The sequence below is a fragment of the Pseudomonas sp. TNT3 genome, assembly GCF_010095445.2.
Taxonomy (GTDB): domain Bacteria; phylum Pseudomonadota; class Gammaproteobacteria; order Pseudomonadales; family Pseudomonadaceae; genus Aquipseudomonas.
This window is the reverse complement of the sequence record NZ_WFGV02000017.1, coordinates 27,272-43,058: the sequence shown is the minus strand read 5'-3', so window position 1 is coordinate 43,058 and position 15,787 is coordinate 27,272. Positions and strand designations below refer to the sequence as shown.

Below are 15,787 nucleotides of genomic sequence, written 5' to 3'. Positions count from 1 at the left end.
TCTCACTTACTGTATTTGTCGCCACATGATGCGACGGCTGCCGCCGCCGGCCTTTTCCACCAGCGTCGTTGGCGTTCCGCTGGAGTCGTTCACGATCTTGCGGGCGCCGCCGTTGACGATGGCGTTGAGCACCGGCATTCCGCCCGTGAAGATCACGCCGCTGGAAATCGTGTCCGTGCCGTCAACCAACCCGTCACCGTTGGTGTCGAGTACCGCGTAGTTGAGCATCTTACCGCTGAACGCATCGAGTTCGACCAGTTTGCCCGTGCCAAAACTGGCGCAAGGGTCGGTGGTGTCGACACTGGCCGTGGTAAAGACGATCCGCCCCAACACCAAAGCGGCCTGATTGATCACCCGTTCACCGGTCAGGGCACTGTTATAGACCAACGGCAAATACCAGCCCTTCTCCGCCGGATAGGTCACGTCGTTCTGGCTTGTGGTGATGAACTGTCCCGAACTTCCCGAGAACACACCCGTGACAGATTGAGCTTGCAGGCTCGCGGTGGTGATCTGCCCGGAGCCGCCATCTGCGTCCCACACCGCATAAAACGCCTGCAGGTCCTTATTGGTTTTATCGGCGGTTTCGTTGAATTTTCCGGTGCCGAAAAATACCACTTTGCCGCCCTGGGAATTGTCCGCGAGCAACGGCTGTGCAGTGATCGGTTGGGTGGCGCCCCCGGCGGTGGTAAATAACGGTTTACCGGAGAACGCCACGCCCCATGCATCGGGACTTGTACTGCTCAAATCAAACTTCCACAGCCGTCCTTTCAGGTCGCCACCATAAGCCGCCTGCACCACGTTCTGGGAGTTGACCTTGAGCTTCACCGAGGACAGGCCGTTCGTGGTTTCGGTACTGTCGACCACGATCTTCCTGATCAGCGAGCCGTTGCGGATATCGACGACGTACAACGCCGCCACACCCGAATTGCTGCCATAACCGTTTGAGATAAACGCCGCCCAGCGACCATCATCAAGGCGTGCTACCTCGGGACGGGCGTAGGCGTAACCCAGATCGTTGAAAGCATTCGACGGGCTTGCCGTGGCCGGCGCGCTGATCTCCCATAACGCCTTGGGAGTGTTGTTGGGCGAAGCATCAAACAACTGCAACGCGTAATACGTCCGGCCACCGGCACCTGTTCCGCCCAGCGCCAGGGTTTTCCAGTCACTGTCGAGTTGGGCGTCGAACACACCTACCTGACCGTCCACCAGGAATTTGTGGCTGACGCCATTGATGTAAGCGACATCGGCAATGTTACGCAGCGATGGCAACACACTGGAGGGCATGTAGGCATAACGTCGGGCGCCATTGTTTGCATTGATGACGCTGACAAAACCATCGTTGCCGTTCACCACCAGACTGGTAGTCATATTCTGGGCCTTCTTGGCCAGATAGGTGGTGTAGCTCGAATTACCCGATAAATCCGAGGCGGTTTTCTCCGAGGACGAAGCGAGTACCAGTGGCGAATTGATGACGTCGCCGAGCAAAACGCTTCGTACCCTCAGCCCTGCTTTGTTCGTCCCCTTGCTCCACTCCACCAGATCGCCGCCGCCTATGTTGGTGGGCAGTCCCTGGTTGAGGACTGTTTGCTGAGCGGGAGAGAAATTCGTGAACGCCAATGTCACGGGCGTATTGTTAAGGGAGTTCCAGGACTGGTAAGTGGGTGCCGTTGCGCCGGGGACAATGGCCTTGTCCGTGGTCCAGAGCACCGAAGATGTATCCACCGCGCCTGCAGAAGTGAAGCCGAACGCTTTGATTGTGCCGCGCCAGTCTTTGGGGTCGTAGCTGGTCTGGTAGTACGAGGAACCCGACCCGACGATCGCGCTGCTGGTGGTGCCGCTGCCCCCTGAACCCGCCTTGGAGGTAATGTCGCTCAACGCCGATGACAGCGCGGTGGTCAGGCCAGTACTGTCGGTTGCCAGGTAATACTTGCCCTGACCGTACCTCGCGGCATCCTCCAGCATCTGATTGGCGGTGGTGAAGCCCACGGTGTAGGTGTTCATGTTCTGCTTGGGAAAGTCCGTCGCGTCCCAGCTTTTTTTCGCCAGATCGACACCGGTCGAGCGCATGTCGATGTCGAAGGCAAACTTGGCGATGTCATCCAGAAACAGCGAATCACCTTCGTCGTCGCCGCCCAGCGGGTTATCGCCATCGTTGTTGATGCCGTCCCAGTTCGGCAGTCGGGGGCCGCCTTGGGCAATGGCTTGAGGGTCATTTGTGGGAAAAGTGCGGTCGTAGGTTGGCAATCCATCGGTGATCACCACCCCATAGTTTTTCTGGCAGCGATACTGGATCGGGCTCGTGTACAGGCTGGGCGTGGTGTTGTAGTACGGAGCCAAACCGCGCATGTAACGGGTGACTTCGTAGTAGGTTTCTGCCAGTGGCGTGTTCGCCACGGCACCCAAGGCCGCGATTGAATCGGTCAGCGTCTTGAATTTTGCATCTGTCGTCAGATCGTCGATGGGGACGGCGATGTAACCACCATTGCCGCGGTTGTTGCTGTTGACCGCATTGAAGGTTGCAAGCCCGATGCGCAGCGTGCGATTCGCCCTGACCAAAGCGGTTGATACATTTCGCGCAACACTGATGCGCGAGTCGATGGAAATGGGGGAACTGGCGGTTGAAAAGTCGGTTCTCTGCCCATTCGCCAAACCGACCACGTAGGAAATGTAGTCCCCCGAATACCGTGTATCGCCGTTCCCCGCCGGGTCAGGCAACTTGATGCACAGGGGCGCCAGTGAGTTGTTATAAAAAGCGTTGTAGCCGCTTGAACAGCCTGACGTGGCCAGGCTCGAGAGAAAGATCGAATCCCCCGTAATCGCGGACGAACTCAAGCATAAACCCAGGAATACGTTGCACTCGCGGGCCGGTGTCCAGTTCGCCGTCGGGTCGAAGGCAGCAGCGTAAATGATGTTGTTCATGCTGCCTGAGTCGTCGATCAGCAGCATCACATTCGGCGCCACGGCCGCCGCACTCAACAACGGTGAGTCGGAAGGCGTAAACGCATAGGCCGGTGCCGAGAGATACAAACCCAGCAGCGCGCCGCACAGTATTTGCCACCACCCGGCGCGCCTCTCAGTACTTCGCATAGATGCTCTCCACCACACTGCGAACGTTGTTGCCCACCACGGCCACTGCCGTGACCCGGTACAACGTCGCCGAGGTGTTGCTCGGCACATTCACGGCATTCAAGGTGGTGCCAAGGTTCTGTACGCCATAGAAGCCGCTGCCGGCCGCGACCCAGGTGACACCGGAGGTCGCATTGAACCCGGCGCCGTTAATAGTTGATGACTCCGCGGGTGGTGCGCATGGGACGGTTCCACTGCAAACCGCCAATGAATAAGTGTCCAGCTGCACGGCACTTTCGCCGATGCGCAATGCCGCTTCGGCATTCTGGAACGATTGATTGCGCAAGGACACGCTGGTCGCCATTTTTTCCTGCAGGGTGGCGTTCTGCATCGAGGAAATACCGATCAGTGTTAACAACAACAGGAATACCAGGCTAATCAGTAGCGCCATGCCGCGCTGGGATTGAGGGGTGACTGCAGAAAAACTCATCGGCCCTCCTCTCATGGCAAGCGGTTGCGCAAGGCGGCAACCACGTTGAAGGTTTGATCGCGTACCCGCTTGTCGGGGTCCGTGAGCGTCAACGTCAGTCGCACGCTGCGGATTCGCGCGGGGTCTGAAGGATTACTGCTGTAACTGGAGGCAGCAGCCTCCGTGGCAGAACTGGCGAGGCCAAAGCTCACATTGAACGCGCTGACGTTATCCACGAGCACATACTGAGTCGGCGAACCAATTCCCGCCCCCATCGTCAGCTGTCCATTTTTCAGGCTATAGATCAATCGTCGAATCGGAAACGCCAGCTGCCCTGAGGCAGGTGCCCTGGTCTGGGGGTAGGCCGTCGCGGTACTTCGGCAGTCGGAAATCACAGTCCAGGTCGGCGTCCCCCCGCTCCCCCCAACATCAGCGGTCACGAGCGTGAGTTTAAGGTTGGCGTTGTCCCAACTGATGGGCGTGATTTGATGGGTGTTGAAGTCGCTGCCCGGAACAGCCTCTGTAATAGTCCCCAAACAACCGAACATGCCCACCATGCGAATCTCTTGAATCATCTTGCTCAGTACGAAGCGTGCATCTTCCTGCATGTTGGCCGCGCTGTTCTGGGTGACATAGGTATTTTTGGCTGCGATAAAAATCTGCGCGACGCCCAGCACCACGATCAGGCTCAACGCCGTGGCGATCAATAGTTCGACCAGGCCGAAACCGCTGTCGCGCCGGGTCATGGTGTAGACACCGGGTCGACGGTCGCACGACTGGTCAATACAAAACTGCGACGGGCATTGGCGGTGTTGGCGGCTCGGGAGTCATCCCAGGTAATTGTGATGGTGTATACCCGCTGATTAAGGGCGACGCTGCCTGTGGCGGTGGCGCCAAGGGCGCTGGCGATGTTGGTGGTGAAATCGTAAAGATCCTGATCCCGGGCGACGCTCAGGTTGGCCGAGGTGGGTGGCGTGACCGTGTAATCGGCTGCCGAGTTGGCGCGAATTCGATCCATCATGTCGTAGGCAATAAAACTGGCCTGACTGGTCATCCGCGAGCTGTCGGTGTACTTCAACGCATTGAGTTGAATGGCCGCCGCCCCCAACAGGCCCACAGCCAGAATCAACATCGCAACCAGGACTTCAATCAGCGTCGTGCCTTCCTGTGCGCGTTTGCTCCATCCCCTCATCCGCAATTTCCGCTCAATATGATTCGTCCGTTCAAACACACATTCAGTGTCCTGCTTTGCGCGCCCAGCGCATAGCTGATCGCCACCGCAGTGGAAGGTGCCGACAACCCGCCAAGGTTGTTGAAATCGATGGCGGTCACTCCTGAGGGTAGCGTCAGAGTCGCGCCGCTGCTTATTGCGGGAACAACCCGCAATACATTGGCGGGCGTGCCAATACCGTCGTACACCGTCAATTCGCCGGTCCAGACACTACCACCCGCCGTCGGACGAACCCGTGTGGTGATGCCCCGGTCGATCGCCTCCAGTCGCGCGAAATTCAAAGCGCGTCGCAGGTCACCGATCTCGGTATCAGCCTTGGTCCCTTGAACCGAACTGGTGAACGCCGGTACCGCCAGCGTGATCAGGATCAGAAAGATGGCGAGCGCGACCAACAACTCGATCAGCGTGAAACCTTTTGTACGATGATCCATCGATGCCCTCCGTTGCCGTCGGCTATACCTGCTGTTACACGCTAGAGCATTCAGCCGGCAGATGTAGGGTTGTTTTGCCATTAGTCGCGCTCGAATGTGCGTGTCACCACACTCCAGGGAGGGAGATGTCATGCGCCAACAAGGTTTCAGCCTGATCGAACTGCTTATGGGACTGACGATTGCCGGGATTGTTCTGTCGCTGGTCAGTCCGGCGTTCGCAGCACTTACCGAATCGAACCAACGCGAAGAAGCGGCGAAGAGTTTGGTCGCCGGTGTACGCAGCGCGCGAAGCGAGGCGATCACGCGCAATCAGACAGTGATGATTCACGGCATCAATGGCGATTGGAGCCAGGGGTGGCGAATCATTTTGGACGTCAGCGGCAAGGGGTATGAGGACAGCGACAATCCGGTGTTGATCGAGCGTCAAAGTGGCATTGGCGCGCCGATTGTCGGCAACACGCATGTTACGACATCCATACGATTCACCGGTCTTGGCAGACCAGCAAGTAGAGGATTTCAAAATGGAACATTACATGTGTGTGCAATCAGCGAGCCGGTAAGCCAACACCAGGTGGTGCTGGCTTCCAACGGCCGCGTCAGCCTGCGCAGTGATAAAACTGCACAGACGTTATGCGTGGGAGGAGAAGACTCAGAGAAGGGAGCGGACGCGTAATTCCTTGGGCATGGAGAACGTGATGTTTTCCTCGCGCCCGGCCAATTCATCGGCACCGGTAGCACCCCACGCCTGCAACTGCTGGATCACACCACGCACCAGTACTTCCGGTGCGGAGGCGCCGGCAGTAATGCCGATCCGCTCGACACCGTCGAACCAGCTCTTTTGCAGGTCTTCGGCGCCGTCGATCAAGTAGGCCGGAGTCGCCATGCGTTCAGCCAGTTCACGCAGGCGATTGGAGTTGGAGCTGTTAGGGCTGCCGACTACCAACACCACGTCACATTCATCAGCCAATTGCTTGACCGCGTCCTGCCGGTTTTGCGTGGCGTAGCAGATGTCGTCCTTGCGTGGACCACCGATCGCCGGGAAACGCGCACGCAGAGCGTCAATGACACGACTGGTATCGTCCATGGAGAGCGTGGTCTGGGTCACGAACGCGAGCCTTTCAGGATTGCTCACTTGCAGCGCGGCGACATCTTTTTCGTCTTCGACCAGGTAGATCGCACCACCATTGCTGCCATCGTACTGACCCATGGTGCCTTCGACTTCCGGGTGACCGGCGTGGCCGATGAGGATGCATTCGCGCCCGTCACGGCTATAGCGTGCAACTTCGATATGCACCTTGGTGACCAGCGGGCACGTTGCGTCGAACACCTTCAGGCCGCGGCCTGCGGCCTCGGTACGGACCGCCTGGGAGACGCCGTGGGCACTGAAGATCACGATGACGTCATCCGGCACCTGATCCAGTTCTTCGACGAAGATCGCCCCGCGAGCCCGCAGGTCTTCAACGACGAATTTGTTATGCACCACTTCGTGGCGCACATAGATCGGCGGCCCGAAAACTTCCAGGGCGCGGTTGACGATTTCGATCGCCCGGTCCACACCGGCGCAGAAGCCACGGGGATTGGCGAGTTTGATTTGCATGCTGTGCCTCGTGTCTTGCCCTATGTAGGAGCGAGCTTGCTCGCGATGGACTTCAGGACACCGCGTTAATTCAGAACAAACGCGTTATCGTTAACGATCATCGCGAGCAAGCTCGCTCCTACAGGACACCGCGTAGATTCAGAAAGAACGTATGTTATCGCGAGCCGTGTTCGGTCAGTTACAGCGACGTAACGCTGATGATCTCAACGTCAAACGTCAATGTCTTGCCAGCCAACGGATGGTTGAAGTCGATGGTCACCTGCTCATCATCGAACTCTTTCACCACGCCCGGCAACTCGGTATTCGCCGCATCGTTGAAGATCACCAACAAGCCCGGAGACAGGTCCATGTCCTGGAACTGCGAGCGCGGAATGATCTGCACATTTTGCGGGTTGGGCTGGCCAAACGCGTTTTCCGGCGCAATCGCCAGCGTACGCTTGTCGCCCGCCTTGAAGCCAAACAGTGCTGCTTCGAACCCTGGCAACAGGTTGCCATCACCGACCTTGAAGGTCGCCGGCGCTTTGTCGAAGGTGCTGTCGACAGTGTCGCCGTTCTCCAGGCGCAGTGCGAAGTGCAAGGTGACTTCCGTGTTCTGGCGGATGCGTTGCTCAGCCAATACGTGTTCAGTCATGAACGGCTTCTCCGGTCTTTTTACTTTTGAACATATCCAGTGCAAGCATCACGGCACCGACAGTAATAGCACTGTCGGCAAAGTTGAACGCCGGGAAATACCAGCGGTTCTGCCAATGCACCAGGATGAAATCGATCACATGGCCCAAGGCAATGCGGTCATACAGATTGCCCAGCGCGCCACCGAGCACCAGGGCCAGCGCAACCGCCAGCCAGGTTTCGTTGCGCCCCAGCCGCTTGAGCCAGACCACCAGCACGGCACTGACCACAATCGCGATCAACGCAAACAGCCAGCGCTGCCAGCCGGAGCTGTCGGCCAGGAAGCTGAACGCAGCGCCCGTGTTGTAAGCCAGGGTCCAGCTGAAGTAATCGGGGATCACCACGATTTGCTGGTACATGCTCAGCGAGCCTTCGAAGTAGAACTTGCTGGCCTGGTCAATGACCAGAACCAGCAAGCTCAACCAGAGCCAGCTCAGTCGTCCGAAACGACCAACGCCATTAGGCATAGTGGCGAACCTCGCCAGCGCCGCTGATGTTGTCGACACAACGACCGCAGATTTCCGGATGCTCCGGGTTCACGCCAACGTCTTCACGGCAGTGCCAGCAACGGGCGCACTTGGCGAAGCTCGACTTGACCACTTTAAGCTTCAGACCGCTGACTTCGGTGACCACCGCGTCGGCCGGTGCCTGCACGAAAGGTGCAACGCTGGCGGTCGAGGTGATCAGCACAAAGCGCAGTTCGTTGCTGAGCTTGGCCAGGTCGGCGCTCAACGCCTCTTCGGCAAACAGCGTGACTTCGGCTTGCAGGTTGCCACCGACAGCCTTGGCCGCGCGCTGGATTTCCATTTCCTTGTTGACCGCTACCTTCACCGCCATGATCCGCTCCCAGTAGGCGCGGCCCAATTCAACATTTTCCGGCAACTCGGTCAGGCCTTCGTACCAGGTGTTGAGCATCACCGATTCGTTACGCTCGCCCGGCAGGTATTCCCACAGTTCATCAGCGGTGAACGCCAGGATCGGCGCGATCCAGCGCACCAGCGCTTCGGAGATGTGGTACAGCGCGGTTTGCGCTGAACGGCGAGCCTTGCTGTTGGCGCCAGTGGTGTACTGACGGTCCTTGATGATGTCGAGGTAGAAACCGCCCAACTCCTGCACGCAGAAGTTATGGATCTTGGAGTAGACGTTCCAGAAGCGGTATTCGCCGTAGTGCTCTTGCAGCTCGCGCTGCAGCAGCAAGGTACGGTCCACGGCCCAACGATCCAGTGCCAGCATTTCTTCGGCCGGCAGGATATCGGTGGCCGGGTTGAAACCGGTCAGGTTGGAAAGCAGGAAGCGAGCGGTGTTACGGATACGCCGGTAAGCGTCCGCGCTGCGCTGCAGAATCTGCTCGGAAACCGCCATTTCACCCGAGTAATCGGTGGAAGCCACCCACAGACGCATGATGTCTGCGCCCAGGGTGTCGTTGACTTTTTGCGGCGCGATCACGTTGCCCAGGGACTTGGACATTTTGCGGCCGGACTCGTCGACAGTGAAGCCGTGAGTCAGCAGTTCGCGGTATGGCGCGTGATTGTCGATTGCACAACCGGTCAGCAGCGAGGAGTGGAACCACCCGCGGTGCTGGTCGGAGCCTTCGAGGTACAGGTCGGCACGCGGGCCGGTTTCGTGGCCCATCGGATGCGAACCGCGCAGGACGTGCCAATGCGTGGTGCCTGAATCGAACCAGACATCGAGGGTGTCACTGATCTTGTCGTACTGCGGCGCTTCGTCACCGAGCAGTTCGGCAGCGTCCATCTTGAACCAGGCTTCGATGCCTTCGACTTCTACGCGCTTGGCGACTTCTTCCATCAGTTCAACGGTACGTGGGTGCAGCTCGCCGCTTTCCTTGTTCAGGAAAAACGGAATCGGCACGCCCCAGTTGCGTTGACGGGAAATGCACCAGTCAGGACGGTTGGCAATCATCGAGTGCAGGCGCGCCTGGCCCCAGGCCGGCACAAACTTGGTCTCTTCGATCGCTTTGATTGCCCGCTTGCGCAGGGTTTCGCCAGTTGCAGGCTCTTTGTCCATGCCGATGAACCATTGCGCGGTGGCGCGATAGATCAGCGGAGTCTTGTGACGCCAGCAGTGCATATAGCTGTGTTCGATGATGGTGGTGTGCAGCAGCGCACCGACCTCGGTCAGCTTGTCGACGATGGCCGGGTTGGCTTTCCAGATGAACTGGCCGCCGAAAAACTCCAGCGACGGAACGTAGACGCCGTTGCTCTGCACCAGATTGAGGATGTCATCGTTGACCATGCCGTATTTCTTGCAAGTCACGAAGTCGTCCACGCCGTAAGCCGGGGCGGAGTGAACCACGCCAGTGCCAGCGCCCAGCTCAACGTAGTCGGCCAGATAAACGGGAGACAGGCGATCGTAGAACGGATGACGGAAGTTGATCAGTTCCAGCTCTTTACCGGTCGTGGTCGCGATGACCGAACCTTCCAGGCTGTAACGGGCCAGGCAACACTCGACCAGCTCTTCAGCCAGCACCAGCAGTTTGTCGCCGACGTCGACCAGGGCGTAATTGAATTCCGGGTGTACGTTCAGCGCCTGGTTGGCGGGGATGGTCCACGGCGTGGTGGTCCAGATCACGATCGAAGCGGGCTTGGTCAGCGACGACAGACCGAAAGCCGCAGCCAGTTGGGCCTCGTCGGCAATCGGGAAGGCCACGTCGATGGTCGCAGACTTCTTGTTCTCGTACTCGACTTCAGCTTCGGCAAGAGCCGAGCCGCAGTCGAAGCACCAGTTCACTGGCTTCAAGCCCTTGAACACGAAGCCGCCCTTGACGATTTCCGCCAGGGCACGGATTTCACCCGCCTCGTTTTTGAAGTCCATGGTCTTGTACGGATTGGCAAAGTCGCCCAACACGCCGAGACGGATGAATTCGGATTTCTGACCTTCGATCTGCTCGGTGGCGTAGGCACGGCACAGTTCGCGGGTTTTATCCGCACCCAGGTTCTTGCCGTGGGTCACTTCGACTTTGTGCTCGATCGGCAGGCCGTGGCAGTCCCATCCCGGAACATAAGGCGCATCGAAACCCGACAGGGTTTTCGAGCGGATGATCATGTCCTTGAGAATCTTGTTCAGTGCGTGACCGATGTGAATCGTGCCGTTGGCGTACGGAGGACCGTCGTGAAGCACGAACTTCGGACGATCCTTGCCAATTTCGCGCAACTTACCGTACAGGCCAATGCTGTCCCAGCGCTGCAGAATCTGCGGTTCGCGCTGAGGCAGGCCGGCCTTCATTGGGAAGGCGGTGTCCGGAAGGTTTAGCGTGGCTTTATAGTCGGTCATTTAAGGCTCTTCATTAGCGATTGGCGCTAGGTGCGACAGGGCACGGGCGGCGGCGACATCCGCATTGATCGCCGTCTTAAGCGCCTCCAGAGAGGCGAAACGCTGCTCTTCACGCAGCTTGTGGTGGAAAACCACCGTCAAACGCCGGTCATACAGATCGCCGGCAAAATCTAAAAGATGTACTTCGAGGTGGGCCTTGCCATCGCCCTGAACCGTTGGCCGCACGCCAATGTTGGCGACGCCAGGCCAGGTCTTGCCGTCGATATCGACATTGACCAGGTAAACACCGGTCAGTGGAACCCGACGACGCTTGAGCTGGATGTTGGCCGTGGGCGTACCCAGCTGGCGCGCCAGCTTCTGACCATGCAATACCCGCCCGGCAATCCTGTAGGGACGACCCAGCAGACGCTCGGCCAAGACAAAATCAGCTGCGGCCAAGGCATTGCGAACCTGCGTACTGCTGACGCGAATACCGTCCAGTTCCACGGTTTGCGCCGCTTCTACGGTAAAGCCCTGCATGACGCCGGCCTGTTGCAGGAAATCGAAGTCCCCCACCCGGTCACAGCCGAAACGGAAGTCGTCACCGACCTCCAGGTGCTGAACGCCCAGGCCATCCACCAGAATAGTATCGACGAATTCGCTGGCGCTGAGCTTGCTCAGGCGTTGGTTGAAGGCCAGGCACAAAACGCGGTCTACGCCTTCGTCGGCCAGCAGCTGCAGTTTGTCTCGCAGCCGGGCCAGACGGGCAGGTGCCGTGTCCGGAGCGAAAAACTCTCGCGGTTGCGGCTCGAAAATGACCACGCAGCTGGGCACGCCCAACTCGAGCGCACGCTCACGGAGCCTCGCCAGGATTGCCTGGTGGCCACGGTGAACACCGTCAAAGTTGCCAATAGTGGCGACACAGCCCCGATGCTGGGGGCGCAGATTGTGGAGGCCTCGAACCAGCTGCATAACGCGCTTCTTGCTCATAAAGTGGTCGATTATAACCACACCCGGCGGCCGACGACAGGCAACACCGTAACCCAAAGTGATCGAGCCGACAAAAACACCGACTCGCCCGTGTTTATCGCGTCGTGACGTTCAACTCAACGCCTTGCGATTGAAGTCGCGTAAACGAAAGCCCATCAAAAACAGCATACCGAAATAGGCGATCACGCCAGCAGCAACCAAAGCCCCCAGACGCAGGAACCTTTCCAGCATGTGACCCTCGGCCCAGGCCGGCATGAAATGCATCCCTGCCAGTAAAACACCGGACATCACCAGCACGGCAATCACCAGTTTGAGACCGAACTTCCCCCAGCCGGGCTGAGGCTGATACATCTGTTGCTTACGCAGCTGATAAAAAAGCAGCCCGGCATTGATACAGGCACCGGCACTGATCGCCAACGCCAGACCGGCATGTGCGAGCGGCCCGATCAGCACCAGGTTGAACAACTGCGTCACGACGAGGGTAAAAATCGCGATTTTTACCGGTGTCCGAATGTTTTGTTGTGCGTAAAAGCCCGGCGCCAACACTTTAATCACGATAATTCCGAGCAAACCGACGGAATAGGCAATCAAGGCCCGTTGAGTCATGGACGCATCAAAAGCGCTGAACTCGCCGTACTGGAACAACGAGACCGTCAACGGTTCGGCGAGAATACCCAGTGCCAGCGAGCATGGCAGCACCAGAACGAAACACAGCCGCAGGCCCCAATCGAGAATCCGCGAGTACTCGTGACGATCCTTGCTGGCATAAGTCTTGGCCAGGGTTGGCAACAGAATCGTACCTAATGCCACACCCAGAACGCCGGATGGCAACTCCATCAAACGGTCGGCGTAATACATCCAGGAAACCGAGCCTGCCACCAGGAACGAGGCGAAGATCGTGTTGATGATCAATGAAATCTGGCTCACGGACACACCGAGAATGGCCGGGAGCATCTGTTTCATCACTCGCCACACACCGGTGTCGCGCAGATTCAGGCGCGGCAGCACGAGCATGCCGATCTTTTTCAGGTGCGGCAGCTGATATAGCAACTGCGCCAGACCACCCACCAGAACTGCCCATCCGAGCGCCATGACCGGCGGATCGAAGTACGGCGTCAGGAACACCGCAAAAATAATCATGCTGACGTTGAGCAGTGTCGGCACGAAGGCCGGCACCGAGAAGCGGTTGTAGGTATTGAGGATCGCCCCGGCCAGTGATGACAGGGAGATGAGCAATATGTAAGGAAAGGTCACTCGCAAAAGGCTGGATGTGAGCTCGAATTTTTCCGGCGTAGTGGTGAACCCTGGCGCCGTCGCCCAGATAACCCACGGCGCGGCGATCATGCCCAACGCAGTGACCAGTGCGAGCACCAGCGTCAGCAGGCCGGAGACGTAAGCAATAAACGTTCGCGTCGCTTCTTCACCCTGCTGGCTTTTGTATTCCGCGAGAATTGGCACGAATGCCTGGGAAAATGCCCCCTCGGCGAAGATACGCCGCAACAGATTGGGCAATTTGAAGGCAATAAAGAAGGCGTCTGTCGCCATCCCTGCGCCAAAAGTACGTGCGATGAGCGTGTCACGAACGAACCCCAGAATCCTGGAAAGCATCGTGATAGAGCTGACGGCGGCCAACGATTTGAGCAGATTCATTGAAAGAGTTTGTGCCTGTCGATAAACAGCAGGCGAACAAAGCGCCTACTTATGCGATACTCCGCGCCGCAGCAGCACAGAGCCAAAGCTCGCGAGTTTACAGGTCAAGCGCCGGAAATAAATATCCCGCCTCTTTATACCTACCACTTAGCGGAACGTCTCAACCGCCCTTGACAAGACAACAACTCATCGGCATGATTCGCGGCCTATTTTGTTTGCTATTTCCTAAAAAGTCTTTCGAGGAGCTCGACGGTGGCCAACACACCTTCCGCCAAAAAACGTGCAAAACAGGCTGAGAAGCGTCGCAGCCACAACGCCAGCCTGCGTTCCATGGTTCGTACCTACATCAAGAATGTAGTTAAAGCCATTGACGCAAAAGACGCTGAAAAAGCTCAAGCTGCTTACGTTCTGGCCGTGCCAGTTATCGACCGTATGGCCGATAAAGGCATCATCCACAAGAACAAGGCTGCTCGCCATAAGAGCCGCCTGAACGGTCACGTCAAGGCTCTGAACCTTGCTGTAGCCGCATAAGCGATAAGCTTGTTAAAAAACCGACCTCAGGGTCGGTTTTTTATTGCCTGCGATTTGGCAGACACCGCACAAAAAAATGCAGGAGTGAGCCTGCTCGCGATAGCGGGGCAACATTCAACACTGATGTCGACTGTTCCACCGCTATCGCGAGCAGGCTCACTCCTACAATTTGGATCTTCGTCAGATTACTGGACGTGCGCCCACGGCAGGATCGGAATAGCCGTTACCGCATTCTGTGGACTGCCTTCGATCAAGCGATCGCTGTAGACCAGGTACACCAGCGTATTGCGCTTCTTATCGAGGAACCGCACCACCTGCATGGTCTTGAACACTAGCGACGTGCGCTCCTTGAACACCTCGTCCCCGTCCTTGAGCTCCCCCTTGAAGCTGATAGGGCCGACCTGACGACAGGCAATGGACGCCTCGGCGCGATCTTCTGCCAACCCCAAACCACCCTTCACCCCTCCGGTCTTGGCACGCGACAGGTAACAAGTCACGCCCTCAACCTTAGGATCATCAAACGCCTCGACAACGATACGGTCATTCGGCCCGACAAACTTGAACACTGTCGATACCTGACCAATCTCTTCGGCTGAAGCCAGCAACGGCATCGCCAACAGCAGACCCAACAATCCTTTTGCCACGCGCATTCAGGTATTCCTTCAGACCAGAATCAGGTTATCGCGGTGAACCAGTTCAGGCTCCGCCATATAACCCAACAGACCGACAATCGCCTCAGACGACTGACCAATGATTTTTTGTGCTTCGAGCGCGCTGTAGTTCGCCAGGCCTCGGGCGATCTCACGACCATCCGGAGCCACGCACACCACCATCTCGCCACGACGGAAGCTACCTTGAACCAGCTTGACGCCCACCGGCAGCAAACTCTTGTTGCCCTTGGACAACGCCGTTACCGCCCCCGCATCCAGCACCAGCGTGCCGCGGGTTTGCAGATGACCGGCCAACCACTGCTTGCGCGCCGCCAGCATGCCGCGCTCAGGCGACAGCAAGGTGCCGATGCGCTCGCCCGCTTTCAGGCGATCCAGCACGCGCTCCAGGCGCCCACCCACAATGATGGTGTGAGCACCCGAACGAGCCGCCAGACGCGCAGCACGCAATTTGGTCTGCATACCACCACGCCCCAACGCACCACCTGTGCCACCCGCCACCGCATCCAGCGCCGGATCATCGGCGCGGGCTTCGTAAATCAGGTTGGCATCGGGATTGTTACGCGGATCGGCGTCGAACATGCCGTCGCGATCGGTGAGGATCACCAGCAGATCAGCTTCAACCAGGTTGGCCACCAGCGCCGCAAGCGTGTCATTGTCGCCAAAGCGGATTTCATCGGTGACGACGGTGTCGTTCTCGTTGATGACCGGAATCACTTTCAGCTCAACGAGCGCGCGCAAGGTACTGCGAGCATTCAGGTAGCGCTTGCGATCGGACAAGTCGTCGTGCGTCAGGAGGATCTGCGCAGTGTGCCGGCCATGTTCGGCAAAGCTCGACTCCCACGCCTGCACCAGGCCCATCTGGCCGATTGCGGCAGCAGCCTGAAGCTCGTGCATCGCACTGGGTCGCACGCTCCAGCCCAGACGGCTCATGCCGGCCGCCACCGCCCCGGAGGACACCAGCACCAGCTCGACACCCGCCTCATGCAAGGCCACCATCTGCTCAACCCAGACACTCATTGCCGCGCGATCCAGGCCTTTGCCGTCCGCCGTCAGCAAAGCGCTGCCGATCTTCACGACCCAACGCTGCGCACCTGTCACCTTGCTCCGCATCATCTTCAACCTTAGCTTGAGGACAGCGCGACCCAGCGCTGCCCGTGACGTTAATCGTGGTTATTCGTGACCCATGATCGATTTCCAGATACTAAAACGCCG

General features: G+C 58.2%; 16 protein-coding genes. 3 read left to right on the top strand and 13 right to left on the bottom strand.

Translation table 11 applies throughout. The features are described 5' to 3' along the window. Positions 1-6 precede the first annotated feature (6 nt). The 5 genes from GBC55_RS12655 to GBC55_RS12635 are packed head-to-tail and all read right to left on the bottom strand — an operon-like array spanning position 7 to position 5,197. On the bottom strand, positions 7-3,087 hold the full coding sequence (locus GBC55_RS12655; RefSeq protein ID WP_162437792.1) for a PilC/PilY family type IV pilus protein: 3,081 nt from the start codon (positions 3,085-3,087) through the stop codon (positions 7-9). After that, positions 3,074-3,556 (bottom strand): PilX N-terminal domain-containing pilus assembly protein, encoded by a 483-nt coding sequence (locus GBC55_RS12650; RefSeq protein ID WP_162437791.1) that lies wholly within the window; start codon positions 3,554-3,556, stop codon positions 3,074-3,076. The genes GBC55_RS12655 and GBC55_RS12650 overlap by 14 nt, the downstream gene beginning before the upstream one ends. An 11-nt stretch (positions 3,557-3,567) precedes the next feature. Next, on the bottom strand, positions 3,568-4,281 hold the full coding sequence (locus tag GBC55_RS12645) for a prepilin-type N-terminal cleavage/methylation domain-containing protein (protein WP_162437790.1): 714 nt from the start codon (positions 4,279-4,281) through the stop codon (positions 3,568-3,570). Further along, positions 4,278-4,727, bottom strand: a complete 450-nt coding sequence (gene pilV, locus GBC55_RS12640; RefSeq protein ID WP_162437789.1) for a type IV pilus modification protein PilV — start codon at positions 4,725-4,727, stop codon at positions 4,278-4,280. The genes GBC55_RS12645 and pilV overlap by 4 nt, the downstream gene beginning before the upstream one ends. Continuing rightward, entirely contained in the window at positions 4,724-5,197 is a 474-nt protein-coding gene (locus tag GBC55_RS12635; RefSeq protein WP_162437788.1) for a GspH/FimT family pseudopilin, read from the bottom strand. Before GBC55_RS12635 ends, pilV begins: the two co-directional genes overlap by 4 nt. A gap of 130 nt (positions 5,198-5,327) precedes the next feature. Here GBC55_RS12635 and GBC55_RS12630 point away from each other — a divergent pair, with 130 nt between their 5' ends. Then, entirely contained in the window at positions 5,328-5,870 is a 543-nt protein-coding gene (locus tag GBC55_RS12630; RefSeq protein WP_162437787.1) for a GspH/FimT family pseudopilin, read from the top strand. Here the strand turns inward: GBC55_RS12630 and ispH are convergent. From ispH to ribF, 5 genes are all read right to left on the bottom strand, one after another. Then, positions 5,847-6,794 (bottom strand): 4-hydroxy-3-methylbut-2-enyl diphosphate reductase, encoded by a 948-nt coding sequence (gene ispH / locus GBC55_RS12625; RefSeq protein ID WP_162437786.1) that lies wholly within the window; start codon positions 6,792-6,794, stop codon positions 5,847-5,849. The genes GBC55_RS12630 and ispH overlap by 24 nt on opposite strands. Positions 6,795-6,972: 178 nt before the next feature. Further along, on the bottom strand, positions 6,973-7,410 hold the full coding sequence (gene fkpB, locus GBC55_RS12620; protein WP_178114301.1) for an FKBP-type peptidyl-prolyl cis-trans isomerase: 438 nt from the start codon (positions 7,408-7,410) through the stop codon (positions 6,973-6,975). A gap of 7 nt (positions 7,411-7,417) precedes the next feature. Continuing rightward, positions 7,418-7,930 (bottom strand): signal peptidase II, encoded by a 513-nt coding sequence (lspA, locus tag GBC55_RS12615; RefSeq protein ID WP_162437784.1) that lies wholly within the window; start codon positions 7,928-7,930, stop codon positions 7,418-7,420. Further along, positions 7,923-10,754 carry an isoleucine--tRNA ligase gene (ileS, locus tag GBC55_RS12610; protein ID WP_162437783.1) on the bottom strand — a complete coding sequence of 944 codons (2,832 nt, stop codon included), beginning with the start codon at positions 10,752-10,754 and terminating at the stop codon, positions 7,923-7,925. Before ileS ends, lspA begins: the two co-directional genes overlap by 8 nt. Then, positions 10,755-11,705 (bottom strand): bifunctional riboflavin kinase/FAD synthetase, encoded by a 951-nt coding sequence (gene ribF, locus GBC55_RS12605; RefSeq protein WP_162437782.1) that lies wholly within the window; start codon positions 11,703-11,705, stop codon positions 10,755-10,757. On the opposite strand from ribF, the gene GBC55_RS12600 reads away from it, so the two are divergent. After that, a complete protein-coding gene (locus GBC55_RS12600; RefSeq protein ID WP_162437760.1) occupies positions 11,613-11,831 on the top strand; it encodes a hypothetical protein in 219 nt (72 codons plus the stop codon). The two genes, ribF and GBC55_RS12600, sit on opposite strands and share 93 nt — an antisense overlap. Positions 11,832-11,834: 3 nt before the next feature. On the opposite strand, the gene murJ is transcribed toward GBC55_RS12600, so the two are convergent. Beyond that, the gene (murJ, locus tag GBC55_RS12595; protein ID WP_162437781.1) at positions 11,835-13,373 is read right to left on the bottom strand and encodes a murein biosynthesis integral membrane protein MurJ; all 1,539 of its coding nucleotides are present in this window, start codon (positions 13,371-13,373) and stop codon (positions 11,835-11,837) included. Between the two features lie 252 nt (positions 13,374-13,625). On the opposite strand from murJ, the gene rpsT reads away from it, so the two are divergent. After that, the gene (gene rpsT / locus GBC55_RS12590; protein ID WP_008154937.1) at positions 13,626-13,904 is read left to right on the top strand and encodes a 30S ribosomal protein S20; all 279 of its coding nucleotides are present in this window, start codon (positions 13,626-13,628) and stop codon (positions 13,902-13,904) included. Between the two features lie 185 nt (positions 13,905-14,089). Here the strand turns inward: rpsT and GBC55_RS12585 are convergent, their stop codons facing one another. Both GBC55_RS12585 and proB read right to left on the bottom strand, forming a co-directional pair. Continuing rightward, positions 14,090-14,554: a CreA family protein gene (locus tag GBC55_RS12585; RefSeq protein ID WP_150701499.1), complete on the bottom strand. Its 465-nt coding sequence runs from the start codon at positions 14,552-14,554 to the stop codon at positions 14,090-14,092. 12 nt (positions 14,555-14,566) lie between these two features. After that, positions 14,567-15,685 (bottom strand): glutamate 5-kinase, encoded by a 1,119-nt coding sequence (proB, locus tag GBC55_RS12580; RefSeq protein WP_162437843.1) that lies wholly within the window; start codon positions 15,683-15,685, stop codon positions 14,567-14,569. Positions 15,686-15,787: the final 102 nt, after the last annotated feature.